The organism is Streptomyces sp. NBC_00316, assembly GCF_036158715.1.
GTDB lineage: Bacteria > Actinomycetota > Actinomycetes > Streptomycetales > Streptomycetaceae > Streptomyces.
In genome coordinates this window covers 4567298-4591622 of the sequence record NZ_CP108023.1, presented here as the reverse complement: position 1 = coordinate 4591622, position 24325 = coordinate 4567298, and the positions used below count along the sequence as shown (strand labels likewise).

Below are 24325 nucleotides of genomic sequence, written 5' to 3'. Positions count from 1 at the left end.
GGCGTCGTCAGGGGCGGGGGGCGCCAGGAGAGACGGCTCCCACCCCTCACACGGAATTCCCCGGGATCAGTCCGCGACCGGCAGATAGACGCGGTTGCCGGCCGCCGCGAACTCCTTGGCCTTCTCCGCCATGCCGGCCTCGATCTCCGACTGCGAACCGCCGTGCTCACGCCGGATGTCCTGGGAGATCTTCATCGAGCAGAACTTCGGGCCGCACATCGAGCAGAAGTGCGCCGTCTTCGCCGGTTCGGCCGGCAGCGTCTCGTCGTGGAACTCCCGTGCCGTGTCCGGGTCGAGAGCCAGGTTGAACTGGTCCTCCCAGCGGAACTCGAAGCGTGCGTCCGACAGGGCGTCGTCCCAGTCCTGCGCCCCCGGGTGGCCCTTGGCCAGGTCCGCGGCATGAGCCGCGATCTTGTAGGTGATGACCCCTGTCTTCACGTCGTCCCGGTTGGGCAGGCCCAGGTGCTCCTTGGGTGTGACGTAACAGAGCATCGCCGTCCCCCACCAGGCGATCATCGCTGCGCCGATGCCCGAGGTGATGTGGTCGTACGCCGGAGCGACGTCCGTGGTGAGCGGGCCGAGCGTGTAGAACGGCGCCTCCTCGCAGATCTCCTGCTGAAGGTCGATGTTCTCCTTGATCTTGTGCATCGGGACATGGCCCGGGCCTTCGATCATCGTCTGGACGCCGAACCGCTTGGCGATCGTGTTGAGTTCGCCGAGCGTGCGCAGTTCGGCGAACTGGGCCTCGTCGTTGGCGTCGGCGATCGAGCCGGGGCGCAGTCCGTCGCCCAGCGAGTACGTCACGTCGTACGCCGCGAGGATCTCGCAGAGCTCCTCGAAGTTCTCGTACAGGAACGACTCCTTGTGGTGCGCCAGGCACCAGGCCGCCATGATCGATCCGCCACGGGAGACGATGCCGGTCTTGCGGCGGGCGGTGAGCGGGACGTACGGGAGGCGCACACCGGCGTGGACCGTCATGTAGTCGACGCCCTGCTCGGCCTGCTCGATGACGGTGTCCTTGTACATCTCCCAGGTCAGCTCCTCGGCCCTGCCGTCGACCTTTTCGAGGGCCTGGTAGAGCGGAACGGTGCCGATCGGCACCGGGGAGTTGCGCAGAACCCACTCACGGGTGGTGTGGATGTTGCGACCGGTGGAGAGATCCATGACCGTGTCTGCGCCCCACCGGGTTGCCCAGGTCATCTTCTCGACCTCCTCCTCGATGGAGGAGGTGACCGCGGAGTTGCCGATGTTGGCGTTGACCTTCACCAGGAACCGCTTGCCGATGATCATCGGCTCGCTCTCCGGGTGGTTGACGTTGGCCGGCAGGACCGCCCGGCCGGCTGCGATCTCCTCGCGTACGACCTCGGGTTCCACGTTCTCCCGGATCGCCACGTACTCCATCTCCGGGGTGATCTCGCCCCCGCGGGCGTACGCGAGCTGGGTCACCGGCTGCCCGTCGCGGCTGCGGCGCGGCTGGCGCGGGCGGCCGGGGAAGACGGCGTCGAGGTTGCGCAGTCCGCCGCGCGGCGAGGTGTGCTTGAGGCCGTCGTCCTCGGGGCGGACCGGGCGGCCCGCGTACTCCTCGGTGTCGCCGCGGGCGGTGATCCAGTTCTCCCGGAGCGGCGCAAGCCCGCGTCGGACGTCGGTGTCGGTGGCGGGATCGGTGTACGGCCCCGACGTGTCGTACAGCGTCACGTCCTTGCCGTTGGTGAGGTGCACCTGCCGGACCGGCACCCGGAGGTCCGGGCGCGAGCCCTGGACGTAACCCTTGTGCCAGCCGATGGATTTCCCGGCCTCGGCGCTCCGATTCGAGGCAGGCGTGCGTTCGTCCGATGTGGTCATGAGACCTACTCCCTACGCCGGCATTACCCGGTAACAGGTTCGGCGGTCGGCGCAGCCTGTCCCGTACGGACGTACGGATATCAGCGCCCTCTCAGCCCGGTGCTCCGAGCTCCCGCGTGTGCAAAGGTGCTGCCACGCTAGCGCCCTTCGAGCCGTACTGAACAGAGGGCCTCCTCTCCTTGCGATGATCCCTGGGTGACGTCCCCCGAGAGCGACTCCGGACCGCAGGATCATCAGCACGCCCACGCGCACAGCCATGGGCCTGCGGCACCGGTGTCGAAACATCTGCGCAAGGTCATCGCGGCCGTGCTGATCCCGTTCGCTGCCGCCGTCGTCGTCGGCCTCGTGGTGCTCTGGCCGGGCGGTGCGCCCGCGCACGAACGCACCGGTGTCGGCTTCGACCGGCAGACCCAGCAGGGCAAGGTGGTGAACATTGACAAGGTCGACTGCAAGGACGTGAACGCCGCTCAGGCACCGGCCACCGGCGACACCACGACGCCCTCGGGGACCGCGACCCGGGAGGTGGGGCTGTGCGAGAAGGCCACGATCGAGGTGACGACCGGCCACGACAAGGGAAGGACCTTCGTCGAGATCGTCCAGCCCGACGCACCACGGCAGTTGCACGAGGGGCAGGGAGTCGTCGTCGCATACGCCCCCGACGCGCCCCATGACCTCCAGTACTCCGTCACCGACGTGGACCGGGAGTTCCCGATGGCTCTGCTGGCCGGGATCTTCGCCCTCGCGGTGGTCGTGGTCGGCAGGATGCGCGGGGTGATGGCGCTGATCGCTCTCGCCGCATCGTTCGCCGTGCTGACCCTGTTCATCCTGCCGGCGATCCTGCAGGGCTCGAATCCGCTGCTGGTCGCGGTCGTCGGGGCCAGCGCCATCATGCTGCTCGCGCTCTACATGTGCCACGGCCTGAGCGCCCGCACATCGGTCGCGGTCATCGGCACGCTGGTCTCACTGGTGCTGATCGGGCTGCTCGGTTCGCTCTTCATCGGCTGGGCGAGCCTGAGCGGCAACACCGACGACAGCACGGGCCTCATCCACGGCCTGTACCCGCACATCGACATGAGCGGCCTGCTGCTGGCCGGTGTCATCATCGGCTCGCTCGGCGTGCTCGACGATGTGACGGTCACCCAGACGTCGGCGGTCTGGGAGTTGCACCAGGCGGACCCGACGATGGGGGCGCGGAAGCTGTATCGGGCGGGCATCAGGATCGGGCGCGACCACATCGCTTCGGTGGTCAACACACTGGTGCTCGCCTATGCCGGCGCCGCGCTTCCCCTATTGCTGCTGTTCTCGATCGCGCAGAGCAGCGTGGGGACCGTGGCCAACAGCGAGCTCGTGGCGGTGGAGATCGTACGCACGCTGATCGGGTCCATCGGACTGGTCGCCTCGGTGCCGGTGACGACATTGCTCGCGGCCTTGGTCGTCTCCGCCGACCGCACGGGGCTCGGCGCGGAAGCCGGAGCTTCGGCACCCGTACGGAGCGGAAGAGGCCGGCGTCGCAGGGCGAAGCACTGAACGTCCCGGCACGGAACACGTATCACCCGTTCGGCAGGCACCGTGTTCGACCGGTGTGCCCGGCCGTCGGCCCAAACCCCTCTTCAGCCGGCGTTCTGTTCCTTGGCCAGGATCCGGCCGAGCGCCTCCTCCAGGCTCCCCTCGAAGTCACTCAGTGTGCACTCCTGACCGAGAGGGACGAGTTTGTCCGTTCGGTCCAGAAATGCAACGAGTGGCGCCGTGCCGGCCCTGAAGAGAGCGCGATCGGCGCCGACCTGAAGGCGGATGTGCACGTCGGACAGCCCCTCGGGCTCCGTGGGGCTGATGTGCACATCCCCGTCGCCGCTGGGGCTGTTGAGGCCGTCCAGCAGCAGCTCGCGACCAAAAGCCCAGGTGACGGGGGCGTCGCCGGGCAGATGGAAGGTCATCCGGATCGCATACGGATCGCACACTTCGTACCGGAGCTCCACCGGGATACGGAAGGAGAGCTCCTCGGAGACGAGAAAACTCATCATGACTTCAGCTTGAACCGACTCGCGCATCGTTCAACCCCGCAGTAGATGAATCTGGCCAGGAATGATCCCCCATGGCCCTATTGACGCCATCGTGGTGCACGCGATAGCAGATCACAAGGAGTGATTTTTCAGATACTGATAGAGAACACGAACGAGCGCAAGAGGCTCGCCACTTCGCCACGTAGTCGTTCGATTGCGGGGAGCAACTGCTCCTCCTGGTCGAGAGGTACCGAAATCGCCATGGCGGCCGCCGTGAATCCGGCCGTGATCGGGATGGCGGCGCAGACGGTTCCGAGGGCGTACTCCTGTCGCTCGATGACAGGTTCCAAGGGGTTCGACGACCTCAAACGCTGAAGAAGCACCGATTTGTCCCGCACCGTGTAAGGGGTCAGCGGCTGCACAGGGTGACGGTCCAGATGGTCCTCACGAGCCCTCTCGTCGAGCTGGCCCAGCAGGCACTGGCCGATCGCATGGGCATGCCCGGTCTCCCGGAACGAGGCCCACTCCTCCACCGCGGGCGCGGCAGGCGCATCGGCCACCGCGATGAGTTCGATCTCCCCCTCGCGGTAGACGGCGCAGTACACCGGCGCACCGATGATGTCGCGCCAGCGGGCCAGCGACTGGGTCATTCTGCTGCGACGATTCTGCAGCGCACCGTCGTCGACCAGCCGCTCGGCGGCGGAACCGAAGAGGAAGACGCCGTTCTGCCGGCGCAGGTAGCCCTCATGGGTCAGGGTGCGCAGCAGGTGATAGGCGGTGGGAAGGGGAAGCCCCGCTTCCCGGGCGAGCTGCTTCGCGGGCGCCCCGTCCCGATGGGCGCCCACAGCCTCCAACAGCCTCAACGCCCGCTGAACCGAACCGATCAACGTCGGGACAGCGGTGCTCGATGCCGTGGTCAAAGGTCACCCCCAGGCATGGTGACGGGCTATCAGCCCGACCGTGGGGGCCGCCCCCACGGGCCTGCCGTAATCCTGGGTCCGCGGGCCGGACGTTCGTGCAAACCACTGGTCACGGCGGTGACGGACAATTTTTTCCCAGGCAACGGCAGCGGAGCGCCACTGTATCGGCAGCGTCCGCAAGGGGTGCCGTTTCGTCTGGTACTTAGCTCAGCTGGGCTAATTGCCCGACTGGTGACCGGGCCCTGTCCTACCAGTCGCCACGCGACGACGAGGACGACATGAACTTGCGTACGACGAAGACGAGCCCGCCGACCAGAATCACGAAGACCAGCGCCTTGAAGAGCAGACCGATCACGAACCCGATCACGCTGGCGATCAGACCGCCGAACACGACGATCGCGATGACGGGCACCGCGACCCACTTCACCCACCAGGGCATCCCCGCGAATATCTCCCGCACGGCCATCGTCCCTACCTCGTCTCTGTGAGTACCCGCTTCGATGAGCACTTGCTTCGATGCTAGAGGCGCGGGGGCGGCCTGCGGTGGTCCGGGAGCCCTTGGACTCCCCTGATCGAACCCCTAGGGATCCCTGAGGGTCCGGCTCAGCTCTCCGGCGGAGAGAAGACCACCATGACCCGCAGATCCTCGGTGATGTGGTGGAACTTGTGGGCCACACCGGCCGGGACGTACACCACGCTTCCCCTGCCCACCTGTGTGGTCTCCATGCCGACGGTGATCGAGGCGCGGCCGCTGACGACGAGGTAGACCTCGTCCTGGCCGTGCGGCTGCTGGGGGTCGAGGTCGCCGGCGTCGAGCGCGTACAGGCCGACAGACATGTTCCGTTCGCGCAGAAACTGCAGATACGCGCCGTCGTTGGCGGCCCGTTCCGCCTCCAGTTCGTCCAGCCTGAATGCCTTCATGGCCCGTCCGCCCCTTGCTTTCGTTCTGCCGGTGTTCGCCATCGATCATGTCTGCCACGATCAGACACATGAAGAATTTCGTAGTCAAGACGATCGCCAACGCAGGTGCGCTGGCCGTGGCCATCTGGCTGCTCGACAACATCACGCTGTCCGGCGGCAGTACCGGACGCAAGGCGCTCACCCTGGTTCTCGTCGCCCTGATCTTCGGGCTGGTGAACTTCGTGGTGAAGCCGATCGTGAAGGTGCTCACCCTGCCGCTGTTCATCCTCACACTCGGTCTGATCACCCTCGTGGTGAACGCGCTGATGCTGTTGCTGACCTCCTGGCTGGCCGACCAGTTCGACCTCAGCTTCCATGTCGAGGGCTTCTGGACTGCCGTCCTCGGCGGTCTGATCATCTCGATCGTGTCCTGGGCACTGAATGTCGTCCTGCCCGACGAGGACTGATCCGGCCGCATCGAGGCGATCGACAGGATCAGAGCGACCAGCAGGATCGGCAGTACCAGCAACACCGGCGCGTCCGGAGAACAGAAGGAACGGCATGAACACCATGGGCGACGGAACCCGAGCGGTACGGGCGGGCCTTCCCGAACCGGAGCAGTACGAACCCACGCTGCCCGGTCCGGTCTTCGCTGCGCACTTCCACCTCTCCGGCGAGCCGACCGGCCCGTACACGTACGGCCGGGACACCAATCCGACCTGGACCCATCTGGAACGGGCCATCGGCGAGCTCGAAGCGCCGGGGGAGACGGTCGAGACCACCGTGTTCGCCTCCGGCATGGCGGCGATCTCGGCCGTACTGCTGTCCCAGGCGCGATCAGGTGACGCGGTGGTCCTGCCCGACGACGGCTATCAGGCGCTTCCGCTGGTACGTGAGCAGCTGGAGGCGTACGGGGTCGAGGTACGGACCGCGCCGACCGGGGGCGACGCACAGCTGGCGGTGCTGGAGGGTGCCAGGCTGCTGTGGATCGAGACGCCGTCCAACCCCGGACTCGACGTCTGCGACCTGCGGCGGCTCATCGAGGCCGCACACGCGGCCGGCGTCCTGGTGGCCGTGGACAACACGCTCGCCACCCCGCTCGGCCAGCGCCCGCTGGAGCTGGGAGCCGATTTCTCGGTGGCCAGTGACACCAAGGGCATGACCGGGCACGGCGACATCCTGCTCGGACATGTGACCTGCCGCGATCCGGAACTGGCAGCGGGTGTCCGGCGCTGGCGCAAGGTCGTCGGGGCGATCCCCGGGCCGATGGAGGCCTGGCTCGCGCACCGTTCGCTGGCCACGCTGGAGCTGCGGATCGACCGGCAGTGCGCCAACGCGCTCGTCCTCGCCGAGGCGCTGGGCAAGCGGCAGGAGGTGACGGGCCTGAGGTATCCCGGACTGCCCACCGACCCCTCGTACCCGGTCGCGGTGCGGCAGATGCGCCGCTTCGGCTCCGTGGTGTCCTTCGTGCTGCCCGACCGCGAGATCGCCGAGCGATTCCTGGCCGGGCTGCGGCTGGTCGACGACGCCACGAGCTTCGGCGGCGTACGCTCCACCGCCGAGCGCAGGGCGCGCTGGGGCGGCGACGCCGTACCGGAAGGCTTCATCCGGTTCTCCGTCGGGGCCGAGGACGTGGCCGATCTGGTGGCCGACGTGGAGCGGGCGCTGGACTTGGCGACGAGCGGGCGCTGAGCCCGCGGGGCATCGCAGGACATGGCGGGTACGGGCGGTCCGAGCCTCCCCCCTCGTGGCTCGGACCACCCCGGTTCCACGCGCGAAGAACCGCCTGAACAAGGCTAATTGACTCTGCGTCAGTGTCCAATCACGGTAGCGACAGCGACCTATCGACATATTTATAGTTGTGCGGGTCGGACGCTTCGCACGGGTGAGAGGGGACAGGACATGGACCTGGCCCTGCTGCGCACGTTCGTGACAGTGCACCGGGCCGGGTCCTTCACCCGGGCCGCCGCACTGCTCGGCCTCTCCCAGCCCGCGGTGACCTCGCAGATACGCACGCTGGAACGGCAGCTGGGCCGCCCGCTCTTCCTGCGCCGGGCCCGCGGCGTGACCCCGACGGCCATCGGCGACGAGCTCGCGCACCGGGCGGCCCCTCATCTGGACGCGCTGGTCGAGATCACCGAGACCGGACTCGACGAGGAGTCGGCGGTACGGACGCTGCATCTGGCAGGGCCCCCGGAGTTCACCTCTCTGCGTGCCCTGCCCGCACTGACCCCCCTCGTCTCCCAGGGGCTCGCCCTGCGCAGCTCGTTCCTCGCGAACACCGAGGAGACGTTCGAGGGGCTCGCCGCGGGACACCATGATCTGGCCATCGCGACAGCCCGGCCGCGCGGCGGGCTGCTCACCGCGACTCCACTCTGCGACGAGGAGCATGTGCTGGTCGCCGCTCCGCGCTGGGCCGCGCGCCTCGGCCCCGGAACGCTGCGCCACAAGGGACCTGTGGTGCTGGAGCAGCTGCCGGTGGTGGAGGTGCACGAGAGCCTGCCCTTCGTCTCCCGCTACTGGGCCGCCGTCTTCGACAGCCGTCCCGCCGCCGCGGGAACCGTCATCACACCGGATCTGCGGGCCGTCCTGGAGTGCACCGCGGCGGGCGCGGGGCTTGCCGTACTGCCGCGCTATCTGTGCGCGGGGGCACTCGAGCGCGGCGAGGTGGTGGCGCTCCTGGACCCGCCGGTGCCCCCGCTGCGCACCTACTTCCTGGCCGCGCGGACCGGGACACTCGCCCTGCCGCACATCGCGCGGGCGCACGAGTGGCTGGTACGCGCTGCCGCCGACTGGTGACCCCCGGGCGTGGGGGTGTTTCAGAACGGGTTCTGTGGGCCACTCTCTTGCCATGACCGAACGTCCTGTGGTCAAGCGCACCGCACGCGCCATCCTGCTCGACGGCAACGACCTCATCCTGATCAAGCGCACCAAGCCCGGGGTGGATCCGTACTGGCTCACGCCGGGCGGCGGGGTCGAGCCCGAGGACGCAACCGTTGTCGACGCCCTGCACCGCGAGGTGGACGAGGAGCTCGGCGCCAAGATCACCGATGTGGTCCCCTGTTTCGTCGACACCGTGGAACACATCGAGGGCGGCGGGGTGAAAGGCGTGAAGGTGCAGCACTTCTTCGTCTGCCGGCTGGACTCGATGGACCTGTCCCGGCGGCACGGCCCCGAGATCGAGGATCCGTGCGGGGAGTACGACGTCGTACGGGTGCCGTTCAGCCGGATCGGGATCGCCGCCGTTCATCTCGTACCGCTGTCGCTGCGGCACTACCTGGACGGCAATATCGAAGGCGTACGGGCGATGCACGCACCTGATCTGGGCTGATCCCGGGACGGCGCCCTGTTCTTGCGGCGCCTGCGCACTGGCGCTGTTCCCTCGGGTGCAGCGCCGCTGTTTCTCGTGTTCAGGCCGGCCCCTGCACGGGCGCCAACTCCTCGATGGAGTCGTACCGAATGCGCTCGGGCGGCATGCCGATGCTGGTGAGTACGTCCACGCTGCTGCGGACCATTCCCGGCGGACCCGAAAGATAGGCGTCGTACTCCGGCCATGGGCCGCGCTCGCGCAGGGCATCGGGCAACAGGCCCTTGAGCCCCGTGTCCCCACCCGAGGCGCCGGAGACCACCGGCCGCACCACGAGCCAGGGAAAGGTCTGCTGGAGGCGCAGCATCGTCTCGAGGTCGTACAGGTCGCGGTCGCTGCGTGCGCCGTAGAAGACCTCCACCGGGCGCCGGTCACCGTGTTCGGCGACATCCTCGACGAGCGCCTTGATGGGCGCGATACCCGTGCCACCGCCCAGGCATAGCAGACCGTTGTGAGTGGTGTGGTCGACCGTCATCGAGCCGGTGGGCGGGCCGAGGCGTAGAACATCGCCGGGACGGGCCCGGTGCACCAGCGCGTTGGAGACCCACCCCACCGGGATCGCCTTGATGTGGAACGTGAGCAGACCGTCTGGCCGGGGCGCCGAGGCGAAGGAGTAGTTCCGCCAGACGCGCGGCCACCACGGGGTTTCCATGGCGGTGTACTGGCCTGCGAGGAAGGGATAGGCCTGGTCGGGGCGGACCGTGAGGATCGCTGTGTCAGGCGTTCTCAGATCGTGGGAGACGACCTCGGCCATCCACCAGGCGGGCCCATGCTGCCCGTCCTCGTCGGCGGCATCGATCATGATCTGCGACAGCATGGTGTAGGTCCGGATCCAGGCGGCTTCGGCCTCCCTGTCCCACGTGGTGGTGGCGTAGCGGCTCAGGGCGCCGAGGAGGGCCTCACCGACCGCAGGATAGTGCGTGGGCAGGGTGCCGTACTTGCGGTGTCCCCGGGCCAGTCCCCCGAGGTACTCGGTCAGCGCATCGGGGTCGTCCATCCGGTCGGCGGCCGTGAGGAGCGCCCGGAGGAGGCGGTCGCGCTGGGTGTCCATCGCAGCCGGGAACAGGGCGCGCAGTTCGGGGTGACGGATGAAGAGCAGGGCGTAGAAGTACGAGGTGACCCGATCCCCGGCAGGGACGATCTCGGCCAGCGTGCGGTGGACCAGGATCGCATCGGAAGATCTGAAGGTTCTGTCGCCGGTCGGGATGGCGGCCGGAGCGTCCATAACTGTGCCTCGCCTCGAACATCTTCTGGTTCATTGCGTGCCGACAGTGCTCGCAGCCCCTGCGTGCGGCCCCGAGCCCCAGCATGCCCGCATGGGCTCCAGGCCGGACAAATAGCGGGAAGTCCGGGTATCCGTACCGGTTTTCCCGTTACGCTCCCTTGCCACATGGCTGCGCCGGAAATGCACGCGGGCGGTCCGCTCCATGCGTGAAGGGGCGGCGGGGAAGCACCTCGTACGCCGACGCCAGTACGGACGGATACTCCCGCTGCCGGACGCCCGACCGCGCTTCGCCAGGCACCGTGTTTCACGTGAAACCACTCAAGCGTCCCGCTCGCCGAAGTCTCCTGGTCGCCCATGTCGCGGTCTCCGTCAGCTGGCTGGGTCTGACTGTCGGCCTGCTGACACTCGGGATCACGGCCTTCCTGACCGGCGACCCCGCCACCGCACAGGCCGCCACCCTCGCCATGAAAATCTTCGGCGACTGGCTGATCGTCCCGGTCGCCCTGCTCTCACTGCTCAGCGGTCTGGTGCTGTCGCTCGGCACCCCGTGGGGCCTTGCCCGGCACCGCTGGGTCTGGACGAAGTTCTGGCTCACACTGATCACGACGGCACTGTCGGTCTTCTCGCTGCGACCGGGGATCAATGAGGCTGCGGCGCGAGGGGCTGTCGACATCAATCTCGTGGTCGCCCCTTCGGTGGCGGCGGCCACTTATCTGTTCATCACCGCGATCTCGGTACTGAAGCCGTGGGGACCGACCCGGCGAGGCAGACGGCTACGCGTCTCGGCCAGTTCCGGCAAATCGGTGGACGAGCGATCACTGCGTCGGACAGCCTGATCCTCATGCCCAGTTCACTGCCCCGCCCGCACGCCGACGCACCCATCCGGCGCCTCAACCGGGGAGACCTGGTCCCCTGCGCCGATCTCTGCGAGGACCGTGGCTGGCCGCGCGACGAGCACCGATGGGGTCTGCTCCTGTCCGCGGGGACGGCCTACGGCATCGACGACCCCGAGGGCAAAGGCCTGGCGGCCACCTGCGTGGTGACCTCGTACGGTCAGGGCTTCGCCGCCATCGGCATGCTGCTTGTCGCCGAGCGGTACACGCGGCAGGGGATCGCCCGGCGTCTGATGCGCCATGTGATCGAGGCGTCCGGAGAGACGGTGCTCGGCCTGTATGCGACGGCGTCTGGACGGCCGCTCTACGAGGAGCTCGGGTTCGAAACAGTGGGGCAGGCCGAGCGGGTGATCGGGCACTTCCGGCCGTCAAATGGCAGCTCCTCCCCGGCATCCGCCGTGACCGTCCGCCCGGCCGCAGCCGGGGACCTGCATGCCATGCTCCGGCTGGATGCCGAGGTCTTCGGCGCCGACAGGACGCATCTCCTCGCCCGGCTTCCGGCTTTCGCGGATCACCTGCGGGTCGCGGAGGACGATGGAGAGCTCGTGGGGTATGCGGCGATCTGGCCGAGTGATCGGCTCCACGCCGTCGGTCCGCTGATCGCCCGGGACACCGACACTGCGGAGGCTCTCGTCGCCTCGCTCGCCGAGGCGACGGACCGGCCTCTCCGCATGGACGCCGACGCGCGCCACGCGGAGCTCCTGGGCCGGCTCAAGGAGCGCGGTCTGCAGGCCGCTCCCGGAACCACGGTGATGGCCTACCGGGCTGCGGAGCTGCCGGGTGACTGGGCCCGCCGCTTCGCGCCGCTTACTGTGGCGACGGGGTGACCGGGGACTGACCCACCGGCTCGTCGTCCGCCTGCCGGGTGGTACGCGTCCGCCCCCATGTGCCGTGATGATGCGAGCACATGGGGGCGGACACCCGGGGTTTCCGCTGCGGGTCTCCGGCCAGTGATCTGGTTCGGAGATGCGTGAGCAGTAGCGGCAGCTCCGGTCAAGGATCTGATCGGCGGTTTTGGTCCATTTGAACGGCCGGGCTTCGTCGTTCCAAACCTTGATCCAGTTCTCCAGTGCGGCCTTGAGGTCGTCGAGGGAGCAGAACGCTCCACGCTCCAGACAGCGTCGTTCCAGCTCGGCGAACCACCGCTCGACCTGGTTGATCCACGACGAATAGGTGGGGGTGAAGTGCAACTGGAAGCGTGGGTGCGCGACCAGCCATCTGTGCACCACCGGCGCTTTGTGGGCGGAGAGGTTGTCGCAGATCACGTGGACCGCCGGGCCCGGCTCGGTCCGGCGGTCGATCTCGTCGAGGAAGTCACGGAAGTCCACGGCCCGGTGCTGCGCGGACAGCTTCGTAATCACCTTGCCGGTCGCGGTGTTCAACGCGGCGAACAGGTCGACGGTGCCGTGCCGGGCGTAGTCGAAACTCCGCCGCTCGGGCACTCCCGGGATCATGGGCAGCACCGGAGCGGTCCGCTCAAGGGCCTGGATCTGCGGCTTCTCATCCATCGCGAACACCACCGCGTTCGCCGGCGGAGCGAGATACAGCCCGACGACATCATGGATCTTGTCGATCAGAAACGGGTCAGGGGAGATCTTGAACGTCTCGGTCCGCCACGGCTGCAGGCCGAAGGCATGCCAGATCCGCAGCACGCTCGCCGGGGAGATCCCCACAGCCTTGGCCAGTTCCCGCTTCGACCAATGCGTCCCACCTGCGGGTATCCGCTCCAGGGTGCGGACCACCACCTCTTCGACCTGGGCATCGGTGATGGTCCGTGGCACCCCGGGCCGCGGCTCATCAGCGAGCCCGTCGAGCCGGTCGCGCAGGAACCGCGAGCGCCATTTGGCGACCGTGCCCCGGTTCACCCCCAGCCTGACTGCGACCGCCAGGTTCGGCCTACCCTCCGCGCACGCCAACACGATCCGCGCCCGCAGGGCCAGACCCTGCGCGGTCGTGCGGCGCTTGACCCAGTTACTCAACACCTGCCGCTCGGCCACGCTCAGGACCAACGGCTCCAGCCTGCTGTCACCCACAACCGACAGCAGACCGAAGCCAGTCGGCACCCGTCAGCCGAACCCGTGAATTGGTGCGGAAAGCGACTCACGTGGTGCCCAACGAACTCACAACCAGATCACTAGGCAAGCGCCTCCACGGCAGCCGTCGCGAAGCCGTGGTCCTGCTCGGGCGCGCCGCCGCCGACGCCGACGGCACCGACCAGCCGGCCGTCACGGAAGACCGGGACACCGCCGGCGATGAAGAGCAGCGGTCGGTCGAGGGCGGTCGGCAGGGTGTGGAAGAGCCCGCCGGGCTTGACCGCGTCGACGAGTTCGGCCGTCGGGGCGCCGAGCTGGAGGGCCGTGTACGCCTTGCGGGTGCTGGTCTCCCCCGCGATGAGAACGGCCCGGTCGTCGCGCCGGAAGGCCAGCAGGTGGCCGCCCGCGTCGAGGACGGTGACGGCAACCGTGACACCGGCGGCTCCCGCGGCGGTGCATGCGGTGGCGACGAGCGCTTCCGCGTCCTGGATGGTCAGCGGGGCGACGGCGGCCGACGTGGGGGTGCTGGTCATGAGGAATGACTCCTTGGTGCGGTTGAGTGTTCTGTCTGCAGTGGCTCTGGGAACTGTCAGCGGCTGGCTTCGGCGACTGCGACCGGTTCGGGGATGTGGCCGGCGACGCGTCGGCTGTGTGTGACCGTGCGACGTTCCAGGAGTCCGGAGACGACAGCGAGAACGAGTGCGGATGCGGCCAGTACGGCGCCGACCCAGTTGGGTGCGGTGTAGCCGAGACCTGCCGCGATGACGAGGCCGCCGAGCCATGCCGACAGCGCGTTGCCGAGGTTGAAGGCGCCGATGTTGACGGCGGAGGCAAGGGTCGGAGCGCCCGCAGCCTGGTCGAGCACCCGCTTCTGCAGCGGCGGCACGGTCGCGAAGCCCAGGCCGCCGATCAGAACAATGGTGACGGCTGCCGCGATCTTGTTGTGGGCGGTCAGCGTGAATACGGCCAGGACTGCCGCAAGGGCCCCCAGCGACACGTACAGCATCGGCATCAGATGACGGTCGGCGAACTTGCCGCCGAGCAGATTGCCCCCGACCATGCCGAGCCCGAACAGAACCAGCAACCAGGTGACGGACGATGCGGAGTAGCCGGCGATCTCCGTCATCATCGGCGTGATGTAGGTGATCGCGGCGAAGACTCCGCCGAAGCCCAGGACGGTCATCGCCATGGCGAGCAGCACCTGCACATTACGGAAAGCGGCCAGCTCGTGGCGGAGGCGTACGCCTTCGGCCTTCGGCTGCTCCGGAACCAGCCTGGCCACACCGAGAAGGCCGACGACTCCGAGGGCCGCGACGATGAAGAACGTGGTCCTCCACCCGACGTTCTGCCCGATGTACGTGCCCAGCGGCACGCCGATGACATTGGCGACGGTGAGGCCGGTGAACATCATGGCGATCGCACCGGCCTTCTTCTGCGGTGCGACCAGGTCGGCCGCGACCACCGACCCGATGCCGAAGAAGGCACCGTGGGCGAGCGACGCGATGACCCGTCCTGCAAGCATCACGCCGAAAACAGGGGCGACGGCGGACACCGCGTTGCCTATGACGAACAGCACCATCAGGACCATCAGCATGCGTTTGCGGGTGACCCGGGTGCCGAGAACGGTCATCAGCGGGGCGCCGAGTACGACACCGAGGGCGTAGCCCGTGACGAGGAACCCTGCGGTCGGGATCGAGACCTGGAAGTCCGCCGCAACCTCGGGGAGAAGCCCCATGATCACGAACTCGGTGGTTCCGATACCGAATGCCCCGATGGCCAGGGCGAGGAGCGCGAGCGGCATGGGTTTCACCTTCCCAGAAGATTGCGTCTGCGCCTTACAAGCGTTCACAATAATTGCAGACGCCGATTAATTGCAAACGCTGGCTATTGCAGACGTCCCCTATCCTGGACTCAAGCAGCTCCCGCACGGAGGAGAGACCATGACAGCGACGGACCCCGCACTGACCGCCCTCTCCCAGGGCTGGTACGCGCTCTCCCTGCTCCACGGCAAGATCGAGGCCCATGTCGAGCGGGCCCTGCAGTCGGGGCACGGCCTCAGCGTGCGGGAGTACTCCCTGCTCGATGTTCTGAGCCGGCAGCACAGCGGTTCCGGCGGCCATCTCCAGATGAAGCAGGTCGCAGAGGCCGTGGTGCTCAGCCAGAGCGCGACCACCCGCCTGGTCAGCCGCCTCGAGGACCGCGGACTGCTGACCCGGTATCTCTGCGACACCGACCGCCGCGGCATCTACACCGACGTCACCGACGCCGGCCAGGCCCTTCTTGCCGAGGCCCGGCCCACCAATGACACCGCGTTGCGTGCCGCGCTCGACGCGGCCGCCAAGAACCCCGAGCTGGCCCCGCTCGTCAGGACGGTCGAAGAACTGAAGGTTCCCGCGCAGGCTGCATGATCTGCGTAGTCTGCCGATCATGAGTGACGTGAAGATACGGCCGGCGGCTGTCACCGACGTCCCGGCCGTCGTGGCGATGCTGGCGGACGATCCACTGGGAGCACAGCGAGAGTCGCCGGACGACCTCGCCCCCTACCACGCCGCGTTCGAGCGGCTTGCCGACGACCCGAACCAGCATCTGGTCGTCGCCGTGCGCGAGGGCACGGTCGTGGGGACCCTGCAGCTGACGGTGATCCCAGGACTCTCCCGGCGCGGCTCGACGCGCTCGATCATCGAAGGTGTCCGCGTCCATGCCGATGAACGCGGGAGTGGCCTCGGTACCCAGCTGATCGGTTGGGCCGTGGACGAATCCCGGCGCCAGGGCTGCCAGTTGGTCCAGATGACGTCCGACGCGACTCGGGCCGATGCGCACCGCTTCTACGAGCGTCTCGGCTTCACCGCCAGCCACGTGGGCTTCAAGCTCGCCCTCTGACCACTGCCCGCAGTCCCACAAGATCCCCAGGACCGGAGGAGCTCTCCCGGTGTACGGCATCAGCGACGCAGAACGCCGGACCAGACTCGGCCGGCGCCATCTCCTGGCACCCTCCGTGCGGGCGGCTTCCGCGGTGTCCGTGGCCGACGCAGTGGTGGCCCTGCACGCCACCGACGCGGCCACCGTCTTCCTCTCCACCTGCGCCCGGCTGACCGAGGCGAGCGTCGGCACGGTGGAGCAGGCTCTCTACGAAGACGTCTCCCTGGTCCGGTTGCTCTCCATGCGCAACACCCTTTTCACCGTGTCGCACGAGATCGCTCCCTACATCGACGCGTCGAATGCCCGGGCCGTCGCCGCCAAGGAGCGCCGAACCCTCCTCAAACACCTGCAGGACGACGGAAGTGGACTGGATGAGCGCTGGCTCGCCAGGGCGGAGGAGGAGACCCTCGCCGTCCTGGCGGCTCGGGGCTCGGCGACCGGCAGCGAGCTCTCCGCCGCCGTGCCGGCGCTGCGAACGAAGATCACGGTCTTTCCCGGCAAGAAGCAGGAGACGGTACAGGGCGTCGCCACACGCGTCATACGGGTCATGGCGGCCGAGGGTCTGATCCGTCGGGACAGACCGCGCGGCTCCTGGACGTCCAGCCAGTTCCGCTGGACGGAGGCCGAACCCTGGCCCGTCCAGGACACCGCAGGAGCACAGGCGGAGCTTGCCCTGCGCTGGCTCCGCTCGTACGGACCCGCCACCGAGACCGACCTGAAGTGGTGGACGGGCTGGACCCTCGGACAGGTGCGCAAGGCGCTGGCAGCCGCCGGAGCCGAAGGGGTGCGACTCGACAATGGGGCCACGGGCTGGGTCTCGCCCGGGGACATGGAGCCCGAACCAGCCCTGGAGCCCTGGGCGGCGCTGCTTCCGGCGCTCGACCCGAGCGCGATGGGCTGGGGCGATCGCGGCTTCCACCTTCCGGCCGAGCACCGGGCGGCGCTCTTCGACCGGGCCGGCAATGTCGGCCCGACGGTGTGGTGGAACGGCCGGATCGTGGGCGGCTGGGCACAGCGCGCCGACGGCGAGCCGGTCTGGCGACTGCTGTCCGACGTAGGCCGGGAAGCCTCCGCATCAATCGAGGCGGAGGCTTCCCGGCTGTCGGAATGGGTGGGTGACACTCGGGTCACTCCACGCTTCCGCACGCCGCTGGAAAGGGAGTTGACGGCCTGACCAGTCCGCACACGTCGCGTTTCACGTGAAACGCGACGACGCGATGGCGCTACGGCCCGGCACTCAGGCGCCGAGGCCTCGCCAGCCCTCCGGGTCCACTCCACCGGGCACCACCGACGCAGGGTCGTACGGTTCACGCGTGAAGACGAAGGACCCCAGGTCGAGATGGGTCACGCTGCCGTCGGCGGCCTTGACGATGCGTAGCGTCTCCCCGGCGTAGTAGCCGTCGAGGCCGATCCAGGTGCCATCGGGCTGCGCGACGAACCGGGCGCCACGGCCGCTGCCTTGCAGCACCTGCAGCTCCAGACCCCGGTCCGCGGTCAGACGCAGGATGTTCGCACGCGTACCCCAGTACCAGGGGCCTGTCAGCGCGAGGAGTTCTGCATCGACCTCGGGCAGCGGGCGCCACGGTTCAGGGATACGGGGCTCGGCCTCGGCAACGATCCCTACGAGGTCGGCGGCGACCGTTCCGACGAACAGGCCCGAAGTGGCATTGGCGAGCACCACAGCGGCCACATCGTCCTCGGTGCTGAGCCAGAGCGCGGCCAGGAAGCCCGGCAGCGAGCCGGTGTGCCCGACAAGAGTGCGGCCGTCCTGCCGGACGAGCTGCAGCCCGAGACCGTAACCGCCCTGCCAGTCACCGGACTCGGACGGTGCGGACGGTACGCGCATCTCCGCCACCGAGGCGGCCCCCAGCACCCGGTCGTCTCCTTCGCTGAGGAACGAGGCGAACCGGAGGAGGTCGGCGGCCGTGGACCACAGCTGTCCCGCCGGGGCCATCAGGCCGAGGTCCTCAGGAGGTTCGGGCAGCAGAGCATCGGCCCACGGGTGCACAGCCCAGCCACCCGCGTGCGGCGCCTGCGGTTGGGTACTCGTGCGGCTCATGCCCAGCGGTTCCAGGATTTCCCGCTGCAGCACATCCGCCCAGGACGCTCCGCGCACCGCCTCGATCAACGCGCCGAGCAGTGTGTAACCAGGGTTGGAGTAGTGATGGCGCCGGCCGGGCGGATGCATCCGGGTCTGCTCGCCCAGGACATCGGCGAGCTCGGGGCGAAGCGTGCCCGGCGTCCGCTCCCACCAGGGTGCAGGCGACTCGGCGCCCAGTCCCGCACTGTGAGCGAGCAGTTGGAGGACGGTGACACCGCCGACACCTGTGCCGGGCAGGTGCTTCTCCAGCGGGTCGTCCAGGTCCAGCAGCCCCTCGTCACGCAGCCGCAGCACCAGCACGGCGGTGAAGGTCTTGGTGAGGGAACCGATCCTGAACTGCGTATCCGCGTCCGGGGCGTGACCGTCGACGCAGCTGCGGGAACCGCTCCAGACGATCCGGCCCTGGCGCTGAACCGCGGCGACGACCGAGGGCGTGCGGCCCTCGGCCTGTGCGGTGGCGATGCGGTGCAGCAGAGCACGCTGCGTGCCGGGAAGCAGTTCTTCTGAGTAGGTCATGGTCAACAAGTACCGGCGCAGCCGCTCCGTGGCGAGCCCATTTCGCAGCATGCGGCCAACGCCTGCCACTGCGCCCATGGGGCGTGCCGTTCGTCGATCCGCTGCGTCATCACGGGAGGCGACACGTTCGCCACCACGGATCCGCCGGGCGGCGATCCCGCGTTCCATGTCGTCGTGCTGTGCTGTGGCCAGGGCGACGGAGGTTGGCTCACGGGTTACTGGGTGGCTTCGGTCGTTGCGGCGCCAGTGCACCGGGACGCACTGTCTCCCTAGTCGGTGGTGCACTCAGACGCGTACGCAGACAGCGAGGACGGCCATGACTGCCTACCCGGCGGCCGTCGCCGCGCCGGCAGCCCCGGGTTCGGTCGGCTCGGGGGCGGCGGGCGCTGTGGGCGTCGGTGTGCGGTAGGCCCGGAGGGGGGCGTTGGTCGCGGCCACGGCTCCGATCGCCAAGGTGGCGGACAGACCGCCGACGACCAGAGCGAAGGGGGCGGAAGTGGCTGATGCCAGCAGGCCGCCGCGGAAATTGCCGAGCTCGGGGCCTGCGACGCCGATGACGTGTTCCACGGAAGAGACCCGGCCCCGGTACGCGTCCGGGGTCTCCAACTGGACCAAGGCGCTCCGGGTGACTACGGACACGGTGTCGGCGGCGCCGGCCACGGCCAGGCAGCCGAGAGCCAGCCATAGCGGCCCGGCCAGGCCGAAGCCGGCAAGCGCCAGGCCCCAGACAGCGGCCGCGATCAGCTGAACCAGGCCGCCGCGGCGCCAGCGCGTCACCGTGCCGGAGAGCAGGCCGACGGTGATCCCCCCGACCGCGACGGCCGAAAGGAACAGGCCGAGGGTCTGCGGGTTGCCATCGAAGCGGATCTCGTTGACCAGTGGGAAGAGCGCGATCGGCATGGCGAGCAGCGTCGCCGACAGGTCGGTGGCCATCGAGCCCCACAGCGTCGGGCGGCGCAGGACGACCCGCCATCCGCCACGGTCCGGCCGACGTCTGACTGCCGCGTCGGCGCTCTCGGGTCGCATGGCCGGGAGACGGACCACCGCGAGCACCGAGACCACGGCGGCCAGGGCCTGTGCAGCGTAGGCGGCAGGGAAGCCGCCGTAGGTGATGATCATCCCGGCCAGCGCGGGCCCTGCCAGCATCGCTGCCTGGAAGGAGACGTTGGTCAGCGCGAGTCCGGCCGCGACCTGGTCGGCCGGCAGCAGCCGCACGGGGAAGGTGCGCCGGGAAGGTGCGCCGAGCGCGCCGCAGGCGGCCCCCATGGCGACCAGGACGAGCAGCAGCAACACGTTCCGGTTGTCCGCCAGAGCCTGGGCACACAGCCCCGCGGCGGCCAGGAGTTGGCCTGCGGTGGTGGCCCGCACGACCGCACGGCGGTCGACGGCGTCCGCCAGGGTGCCGCCGAGCAGCCCGAACAACACCAGCGGCAGGCCGGTTGCGAGCCCGATGGCCCCGGTGCCCACCGGGCTGCCGGTCAGGTCCCAGACCTGGGCCAGCACTGCCACGGTGGCTATCTGCCCGCCGAGTTGTGAGGCGGAGGATCCGACCCACAGGTCGCGGAACGGCCGGCTACTACGCAGCGGGCGGGCGTCGAGGAACCTGACACTCCCCCTCATCGCGGTGGCTCGACGAGGTGGTCCAGGATCCGCTGTCGCATCGACCTGTGTTCCAGCGCCCGCCGCAGCTCCTCGACCACGGAGGTCAGCGCGTAGGGGGTTTCGCCGTCCAGTTCAGCGACCGCCGCATGGGTGGCGCGCCACTCGGCCTCCAGGAACGGCACCAGCGACCGCCCACGCTCGGTCAGGTCGATCCGCCGGGTACGGGCGTCGGGCCCCGGGGAGGAGGTGACCAGATCCTCCTTGCGCATGGCGGCAATGGTCTGGCTGATCGCGGAGTGCGAGCGGTCGAGGGACTCCGCAAGTTCACGGATGGTCAGTGGCCCGGCATGGGCGAGCCGGATCAGTGGATAGGCAAACCGTGGCCGCACCCCCTTGATTCCGCGCGCGACGTAGAGCTGCTCGATTTCGGCGTCCATGGCGGCCAGCAGCTTGTGCAACGGCTGCCAGGGGTCGGGCAGCGTTGTGGGATCCAATGTCACAGCGCTAATATAACAGCGCTGCGATAATTGAACCTGCCTCTCTCGACCACGCGGGCGGAGAGGGATGCGCCGATGGGCTGCTGAGGTACGGGCTCGCTTGCTGAGCGAACTCGGTTCCAAGGGTCCGGTCGGTCTCACGGCCGAAGCCGCATCCGGCATCCGTCCGACATCAGCCGTGAGACTCCGGCACGCAATACGGGGCCCTACAGGCAGACGTCAGGTCTGCGCCATGTCCACAAAGCGCGAGTAGTGACCCTGGAACGCCACAGTGATCGTCGCCGTCGGGCCGTTACGGTGCTTGGCCACCATCAGGTCCGCCTCGCCCGCCCGCGGGGACTCCTTCTCGTACGCGTCCTCTCGGTGCAGCAGGATCACCATGTCGGCGTCCTGCTCGATGGAGCCGGATTCACGCAGGTCGGAGACCATCGGCTTCTTGTCCGTACGCTGCTCCGGGCCACGGTTCAGCTGCGACAGCGCGATGACCGGAAGCTCCAGTTCCTTTGCGAGCAGCTTGAGGTTTCGGGACATGTCCGAGACTTCCTGCTGGCGGCTCTCGGCCCGCTTCGAACCACCGGACTGCATCAGCTGCAGATAGTCGATGATCACCAACTTGATGTCGTTCCGCTGCTTCAGACGACGGCACTTCGCCCGGATCTCCATCATCGAGAGATTCGGCGAATCGTCGATGTAGAGCGGAGCGGCCGAGACGTCCGGCATCCGGCGGGCCAGCCGCGTCCAGTCCTCGTCGGTCATCGTGCCGGAGCGCATGTGATGCAGAGCCACGCGTGCCTCGGCGGACAGCAGACGCATCGCGATCTCGTTGCGCCCCATTTCGAGGGAGAAGATCACGCTGGGCAGGTTGTGCTTGATCGAAGCGGCCCGGGCGAAGTCCAGGGCCAGCGTGGACTTACCCATGGCCGGACGTGCCGCGATAACGATCATCTGGCCCGGGTGCAGACCGTTCGTCAGTGCGTCGAAGTCGGTGAAGCCGGTCGGTACACCGGTCATCTCACCGGAGCGCGAACCGATCGCCTCGATCTCGTCGAGTGCGCCTTCCATGATGTCGCCGAGCGGCAGATAGTCCTCGCTGGTGCGCTGCTCGGTGACGGCATAGATCTCGGCCTGCGCGGAGTTGACGATCTCGTCGACGTCGCCGTCGGCCGCGTATCCCATCTGCGTGATCTTCGTGCCGGCCTCGACGAGCCGCCGCAGGACCGCCCGCTCGTGGACGATCTCCGCGTAGTACGAGGCGTTGGCCGCGGTCGGCACGGACTGGACGAGAGTGTGCAGATAGGGGGCGCCGCCCACCTTGGTGATCTCGCCGCGCTTGACCAGCTCGGCCGCGACTGTGATCGGGTCGGCCGGCTCTCCCTTGGCATAAAGGTCGAGGATCGCCTGGAAGACGGTCTCGTGGGCCGGACGGTAGAAGTCGTGCCCCTTGATGATCTCCACGACGTCAGCGATGGCGTCCTTGGACAGGAGCATGCCACCCAGCACCGACTGCTCGGCGTCGAGGTCCTGCGGGGGCACCCGCTCGAAGCCGGGCGAACCGCCGTCCCAGGCGCTGCTCTCCCTACCACGGTCGTGCTGCTCAGCACGGTCCCGACCGTCACCGCGACGCTGGCGGGAAACGGGCAGACGGTCACTGGGACCGGTGTCGGCCCAGGGGTCGTCCAAAGGCTCGGGAATGCTCACCGGGCCACCTCCTCCCGTCCGCTCCGCGGACCCTCGCCATGCCACTCCTTCTTACGGCACAGCACCGACAAACAAGACGCTCGACTCCGGTTCCGGCACGTCGAGTTCTGCGGGATTCCAGGGCTGAAACGGGGTGTGGGCGCCGCTCCACGGTAGGCCGCCCGGCACCGTCAGCCAATCTGGTTATCCACAGGGCATGTGGACGACGGACCCGATGCTGTGGAGAACTCCGCGGAACCTGTGCACGGACCAGGGGACAGCACTGTGGACAAACTCATAACACCGCCATCATCACGGCCGTGACCTGGGGTTTCTCCATCCACGGGCTGTGGGGGAGAAAAACTTCCTGAGTCTGCACAAGATCACAGCAAACCGCGTGCAGAAGAACACATCACCCAGGGAGATGTAAGGAGCGCCAAGGCATTGCATCCATTACCTGTGGAAGATTAGATTGACCCTCATGACCCAGGCCCCTGCGACCTCGCACTCCAGTCGCCGACGGCACGATCGCGAGATCGTCGCACTCGCCGTTCCTGCCTTCGGCGCACTCGTCGCCGAACCGCTCTTCGTCATGGTCGACAGCGCCATCGTCGGACATCTCGGCACACCGCAACTCGCCGGCCTGGGGGTCGCTGCGGCACTGCTGACCACCGCCGTCAGCGTCTTCGTCTTTCTCGCGTATGCCACCACGGCTGCAGTCGCCCGGCGGATGGGCGCGGGCGATCTCGCCTCCGCGATACGGCAAGGCATGGACGGCATCTGGCTGGCACTGCTCCTCGGCATCGCCGTCATCGTCCTGGCACTCCCCTCCGCCCCCTGGCTCGTCGATGCCTTCGGTGCCTCCGACACCGCCGCCCCGTACGCCGCCACCTATCTGCGGATCTCCAGCCTCGGTATCCCTGCCATGCTCATCGTGATGGCCGCGACCGGCGTACTCCGCGGGCTGCAGGACACCAGGACCCCGCTCTACGTCGCTGTAGGTGGCTTCGCGGCCAACGGCGCCCTTAACGCGGGGCTTGTGTACGGCGCGGGGCTCGGCATCGCCGGATCGGCCTGGGGAACGGTCATGGCCCAGTGCGGGATGGCAGCCGCCTATCTGGTAGTGGTGATACGTGGAGCACGTCGGCACGGGGCCTCGTTGTACCCCGACGCAACGGGCATCAGGGCCAGCGCGCAGGCCGGTGCCCCCCTGCTGGTCCGGACGCTGTCGCTCCGTGCCGTTCTTCTGATCGCCACTGCCGTCGCCGCCCGCTTGGGTGATGCCGATATCGCCGCCCACCAGATCGTCCTCTCCCTGTGGAGTCTGATGGCCTTCGCCCTCGATGCCATTGCCATCGCCGGGCAAGCCATCATCGGTCGCTATCTGGGAGCCAGTGACGCCCAAGGTGCCCGCGAGGCATGCCGTCGCATGGTCCAGTGGGGCATTGCCTCGGGCGTCGTGCTCGGGGCTCTGGTCGTGCTCGCGAGGCCCCTGTTCACCCCGCTGTTCACCAGCGACGGGGCGGTGCAGGACACTCTGATCCCTGCCCTGCTGGTCGTGGCGCTGTCCCAGCCGATCGCCGGCGTGGTCTTCGTCCTGGACGGTGTACTGATGGGCGCCGGAGACGGCCGGTACCTCGCCTGGGCCATGCTGATCACCTTGGCCGTCTTCGCTCCGGTCGCCCTGCTCGTTCCCACATTCGGCGGCGGTCTGACCGCGCTGTGGTGGGCGATGACCCTGATGATGGCGGTGCGCATGATGACGCTCTGGCTGCGTACCCGCTCCGGCAAGTGGATCGTTACCGGCGCCACCCGCTGATCACCGGACGTAGA

At 68.3% G+C, this 24325-nt stretch carries 23 protein-coding genes and 1 pseudogene; 11 read left to right on the top strand and 13 right to left on the bottom strand.

Features of this window, described 5'->3' with window-relative positions:
- Positions 1–66: 66 nt before the first annotated feature.
- Positions 67–1842 (bottom strand): phosphomethylpyrimidine synthase ThiC, encoded by a 1776-nt coding sequence (gene thiC / locus OG878_RS20430; RefSeq protein WP_328888121.1) that lies wholly within the window; start codon positions 1840–1842, stop codon positions 67–69.
- 195 nt (positions 1843–2037) lie between these two features.
- On the opposite strand from thiC, the gene OG878_RS20425 reads away from it, so the two are divergent.
- On the top strand, positions 2038–3369 hold the full coding sequence (locus tag OG878_RS20425; RefSeq protein WP_328888120.1) for a YibE/F family protein: 1332 nt from the start codon (positions 2038–2040) through the stop codon (positions 3367–3369).
- A gap of 83 nt (positions 3370–3452) precedes the next feature.
- Here OG878_RS20425 and OG878_RS20420 read toward each other — a convergent pair whose 3' ends face one another.
- The 4 genes from OG878_RS20420 to OG878_RS20405 form a co-directional block, all read right to left on the bottom strand.
- Positions 3453–3890, bottom strand: a complete 438-nt coding sequence (locus OG878_RS20420; RefSeq protein WP_277327198.1) for an SsgA family sporulation/cell division regulator — start codon at positions 3888–3890, stop codon at positions 3453–3455.
- 101 nt (positions 3891–3991) lie between these two features.
- Positions 3992–4762, bottom strand: coding sequence for an IclR family transcriptional regulator (locus tag OG878_RS20415; RefSeq protein WP_328888119.1), 771 nt, complete (start codon positions 4760–4762; stop codon positions 3992–3994).
- Between the two features lie 247 nt (positions 4763–5009).
- On the bottom strand, positions 5010–5222 hold the full coding sequence (locus OG878_RS20410; protein WP_328891310.1) for a DUF5326 family protein: 213 nt from the start codon (positions 5220–5222) through the stop codon (positions 5010–5012).
- A gap of 143 nt (positions 5223–5365) precedes the next feature.
- Positions 5366–5683 carry a cupin domain-containing protein gene (locus tag OG878_RS20405; RefSeq protein ID WP_328888118.1) on the bottom strand — a complete coding sequence of 106 codons (318 nt, stop codon included), beginning with the start codon at positions 5681–5683 and terminating at the stop codon, positions 5366–5368.
- Positions 5684–5751: 68 nt separating this feature from the next.
- Between OG878_RS20405 and OG878_RS20400 the strand changes: the two genes are divergently transcribed.
- The 4 genes from OG878_RS20400 (at position 5752) to OG878_RS20385 (ending at position 8993) form a co-directional block, all read left to right on the top strand.
- Positions 5752–6129: a phage holin family protein gene (locus tag OG878_RS20400; protein WP_277327201.1), complete on the top strand. Its 378-nt coding sequence runs from the start codon at positions 5752–5754 to the stop codon at positions 6127–6129.
- A 94-nt stretch (positions 6130–6223) separates the two neighbouring features.
- Complete coding sequence (locus tag OG878_RS20395) at positions 6224–7354, top strand: cystathionine gamma-lyase (RefSeq protein WP_328888117.1); 1131 nt, start codon at positions 6224–6226, stop codon at positions 7352–7354.
- Positions 7355–7564: 210 nt separating this feature from the next.
- The gene (locus tag OG878_RS20390; RefSeq protein ID WP_328888116.1) at positions 7565–8461 is read left to right on the top strand and encodes a LysR family transcriptional regulator; all 897 of its coding nucleotides are present in this window, start codon (positions 7565–7567) and stop codon (positions 8459–8461) included.
- A gap of 52 nt (positions 8462–8513) precedes the next feature.
- Positions 8514–8993, top strand: a complete 480-nt coding sequence (locus OG878_RS20385) for an NUDIX domain-containing protein (RefSeq protein ID WP_267004160.1) — start codon at positions 8514–8516, stop codon at positions 8991–8993.
- 79 nt (positions 8994–9072) lie between these two features.
- Here the strand turns inward: OG878_RS20385 and OG878_RS20380 are convergent, their stop codons facing one another.
- Positions 9073–10254, bottom strand: coding sequence for a globin domain-containing protein (locus OG878_RS20380; RefSeq protein WP_328888115.1), 1182 nt, complete (start codon positions 10252–10254; stop codon positions 9073–9075).
- Between the two features lie 308 nt (positions 10255–10562).
- Between OG878_RS20380 and OG878_RS20375 the strand changes: the two genes are divergently transcribed.
- Together OG878_RS20375 and OG878_RS20370 are read left to right on the top strand one after the other, a co-directional pair.
- On the top strand, positions 10563–11090 hold the full coding sequence (locus OG878_RS20375) for a DUF2269 domain-containing protein (protein WP_328888114.1): 528 nt from the start codon (positions 10563–10565) through the stop codon (positions 11088–11090).
- 5 nt (positions 11091–11095) lie between these two features.
- Positions 11096–11974 (top strand): GNAT family N-acetyltransferase, encoded by an 879-nt coding sequence (locus tag OG878_RS20370; protein WP_328888113.1) that lies wholly within the window; start codon positions 11096–11098, stop codon positions 11972–11974.
- A 132-nt stretch (positions 11975–12106) separates the two neighbouring features.
- Here the strand turns inward: OG878_RS20370 and OG878_RS20365 are convergent.
- From OG878_RS20365 to OG878_RS20355, 3 genes and pseudogenes are all read right to left on the bottom strand, one after another.
- Positions 12107–13180 (bottom strand): annotated as a pseudogene (locus OG878_RS20365) (IS630 family transposase); the annotation flags it as partial.
- Between the two features lie 101 nt (positions 13181–13281).
- Positions 13282–13713, bottom strand: a complete 432-nt coding sequence (locus OG878_RS20360; RefSeq protein ID WP_328888112.1) for a GlcG/HbpS family heme-binding protein — start codon at positions 13711–13713, stop codon at positions 13282–13284.
- 56 nt (positions 13714–13769) lie between these two features.
- Complete coding sequence (locus OG878_RS20355) at positions 13770–14981, bottom strand: MFS transporter (protein ID WP_328888111.1); 1212 nt, start codon at positions 14979–14981, stop codon at positions 13770–13772.
- Positions 14982–15120: 139 nt separating this feature from the next.
- Between OG878_RS20355 and OG878_RS20350 the strand changes: the two genes are divergently transcribed.
- Genes OG878_RS20350 through OG878_RS20340 form a run of 3 tightly spaced genes read left to right on the top strand, consistent with a single transcriptional unit; the run spans position 15121 to position 17273 of the window.
- Positions 15121–15588 (top strand): MarR family winged helix-turn-helix transcriptional regulator, encoded by a 468-nt coding sequence (locus OG878_RS20350; RefSeq protein WP_328888110.1) that lies wholly within the window; start codon positions 15121–15123, stop codon positions 15586–15588.
- A gap of 19 nt (positions 15589–15607) precedes the next feature.
- Positions 15608–16060 carry a GNAT family N-acetyltransferase gene (locus OG878_RS20345; protein WP_328888109.1) on the top strand — a complete coding sequence of 151 codons (453 nt, stop codon included), beginning with the start codon at positions 15608–15610 and terminating at the stop codon, positions 16058–16060.
- 49 nt (positions 16061–16109) lie between these two features.
- Positions 16110–17273 (top strand): winged helix DNA-binding domain-containing protein, encoded by a 1164-nt coding sequence (locus OG878_RS20340; protein ID WP_328888108.1) that lies wholly within the window; start codon positions 16110–16112, stop codon positions 17271–17273.
- 63 nt (positions 17274–17336) lie between these two features.
- Here OG878_RS20340 and OG878_RS20335 read toward each other — a convergent pair whose 3' ends face one another.
- The 4 genes from OG878_RS20335 to dnaB all read right to left on the bottom strand — a co-directional run bounded on the left by OG878_RS20335 (position 17337) and on the right by dnaB (position 22513).
- A complete protein-coding gene (locus OG878_RS20335; protein ID WP_328888107.1) occupies positions 17337–18716 on the bottom strand; it encodes a serine hydrolase domain-containing protein in 1380 nt (459 codons plus the stop codon).
- 324 nt (positions 18717–19040) lie between these two features.
- Positions 19041–20336: an MFS transporter gene (locus OG878_RS20330; RefSeq protein ID WP_328888106.1), complete on the bottom strand. Its 1296-nt coding sequence runs from the start codon at positions 20334–20336 to the stop codon at positions 19041–19043.
- Entirely contained in the window at positions 20333–20818 is a 486-nt protein-coding gene (locus OG878_RS20325; RefSeq protein WP_328888105.1) for a MarR family winged helix-turn-helix transcriptional regulator, read from the bottom strand. Before OG878_RS20325 ends, OG878_RS20330 begins: the two co-directional genes overlap by 4 nt.
- Positions 20819–21034: 216 nt before the next feature.
- A complete protein-coding gene (dnaB, locus tag OG878_RS20320) occupies positions 21035–22513 on the bottom strand; it encodes a replicative DNA helicase (RefSeq protein WP_328888104.1) in 1479 nt (492 codons plus the stop codon).
- Between the two features lie 460 nt (positions 22514–22973).
- On the opposite strand from dnaB, the gene OG878_RS20315 reads away from it, so the two are divergent.
- Positions 22974–24311 (top strand): MATE family efflux transporter, encoded by a 1338-nt coding sequence (locus OG878_RS20315; protein WP_328888103.1) that lies wholly within the window; start codon positions 22974–22976, stop codon positions 24309–24311.
- Positions 24312–24325: the final 14 nt, after the last annotated feature.

Excerpts from the sequence above, each read along its gene's own strand:
- OG878_RS20335 (WP_328888107.1), bottom strand. The coding sequence starts at position 18,716 with ATGACCTACTCAGAAGAACTGCTTCCCGGCACGCAGCGTGCTCTGCTG.
- OG878_RS20405 (WP_328888118.1), bottom strand. The coding sequence starts at position 5,683 with ATGAAGGCATTCAGGCTGGACGAACTGGAGGCGGAACGGGCCGCCAAC.
- OG878_RS20380 (WP_328888115.1), bottom strand. The coding sequence starts at position 10,254 with ATGGACGCTCCGGCCGCCATCCCGACCGGCGACAGAACCTTCAGATCT.
- OG878_RS20315 (WP_328888103.1), top strand. The coding sequence starts at position 22,974 with ATGACCCAGGCCCCTGCGACCTCGCACTCCAGTCGCCGACGGCACGAT.
- OG878_RS20355 (WP_328888111.1), bottom strand. The coding sequence starts at position 14,981 with ATGCCGCTCGCGCTCCTCGCCCTGGCCATCGGGGCATTCGGTATCGGA.
- thiC (WP_328888121.1), bottom strand. The coding sequence starts at position 1,842 with ATGACCACATCGGACGAACGCACGCCTGCCTCGAATCGGAGCGCCGAG.
- OG878_RS20420 (WP_277327198.1), bottom strand. The coding sequence starts at position 3,890 with ATGCGCGAGTCGGTTCAAGCTGAAGTCATGATGAGTTTTCTCGTCTCC.
- OG878_RS20330 (WP_328888106.1), bottom strand. The coding sequence starts at position 20,336 with ATGAGGGGGAGTGTCAGGTTCCTCGACGCCCGCCCGCTGCGTAGTAGC.
- OG878_RS20390 (WP_328888116.1), top strand. The coding sequence starts at position 7,565 with ATGGACCTGGCCCTGCTGCGCACGTTCGTGACAGTGCACCGGGCCGGG.
- OG878_RS20370 (WP_328888113.1), top strand. The coding sequence starts at position 11,096 with ATGCCCAGTTCACTGCCCCGCCCGCACGCCGACGCACCCATCCGGCGC.
- OG878_RS20395 (WP_328888117.1), top strand. The coding sequence starts at position 6,224 with ATGAACACCATGGGCGACGGAACCCGAGCGGTACGGGCGGGCCTTCCC.
- OG878_RS20345 (WP_328888109.1), top strand. The coding sequence starts at position 15,608 with ATGAGTGACGTGAAGATACGGCCGGCGGCTGTCACCGACGTCCCGGCC.
- OG878_RS20350 (WP_328888110.1), top strand. The coding sequence starts at position 15,121 with ATGACAGCGACGGACCCCGCACTGACCGCCCTCTCCCAGGGCTGGTAC.
- OG878_RS20360 (WP_328888112.1), bottom strand. The coding sequence starts at position 13,713 with ATGACCAGCACCCCCACGTCGGCCGCCGTCGCCCCGCTGACCATCCAG.
- OG878_RS20400 (WP_277327201.1), top strand. The coding sequence starts at position 5,752 with ATGAAGAATTTCGTAGTCAAGACGATCGCCAACGCAGGTGCGCTGGCC.
- OG878_RS20385 (WP_267004160.1), top strand. The coding sequence starts at position 8,514 with ATGACCGAACGTCCTGTGGTCAAGCGCACCGCACGCGCCATCCTGCTC.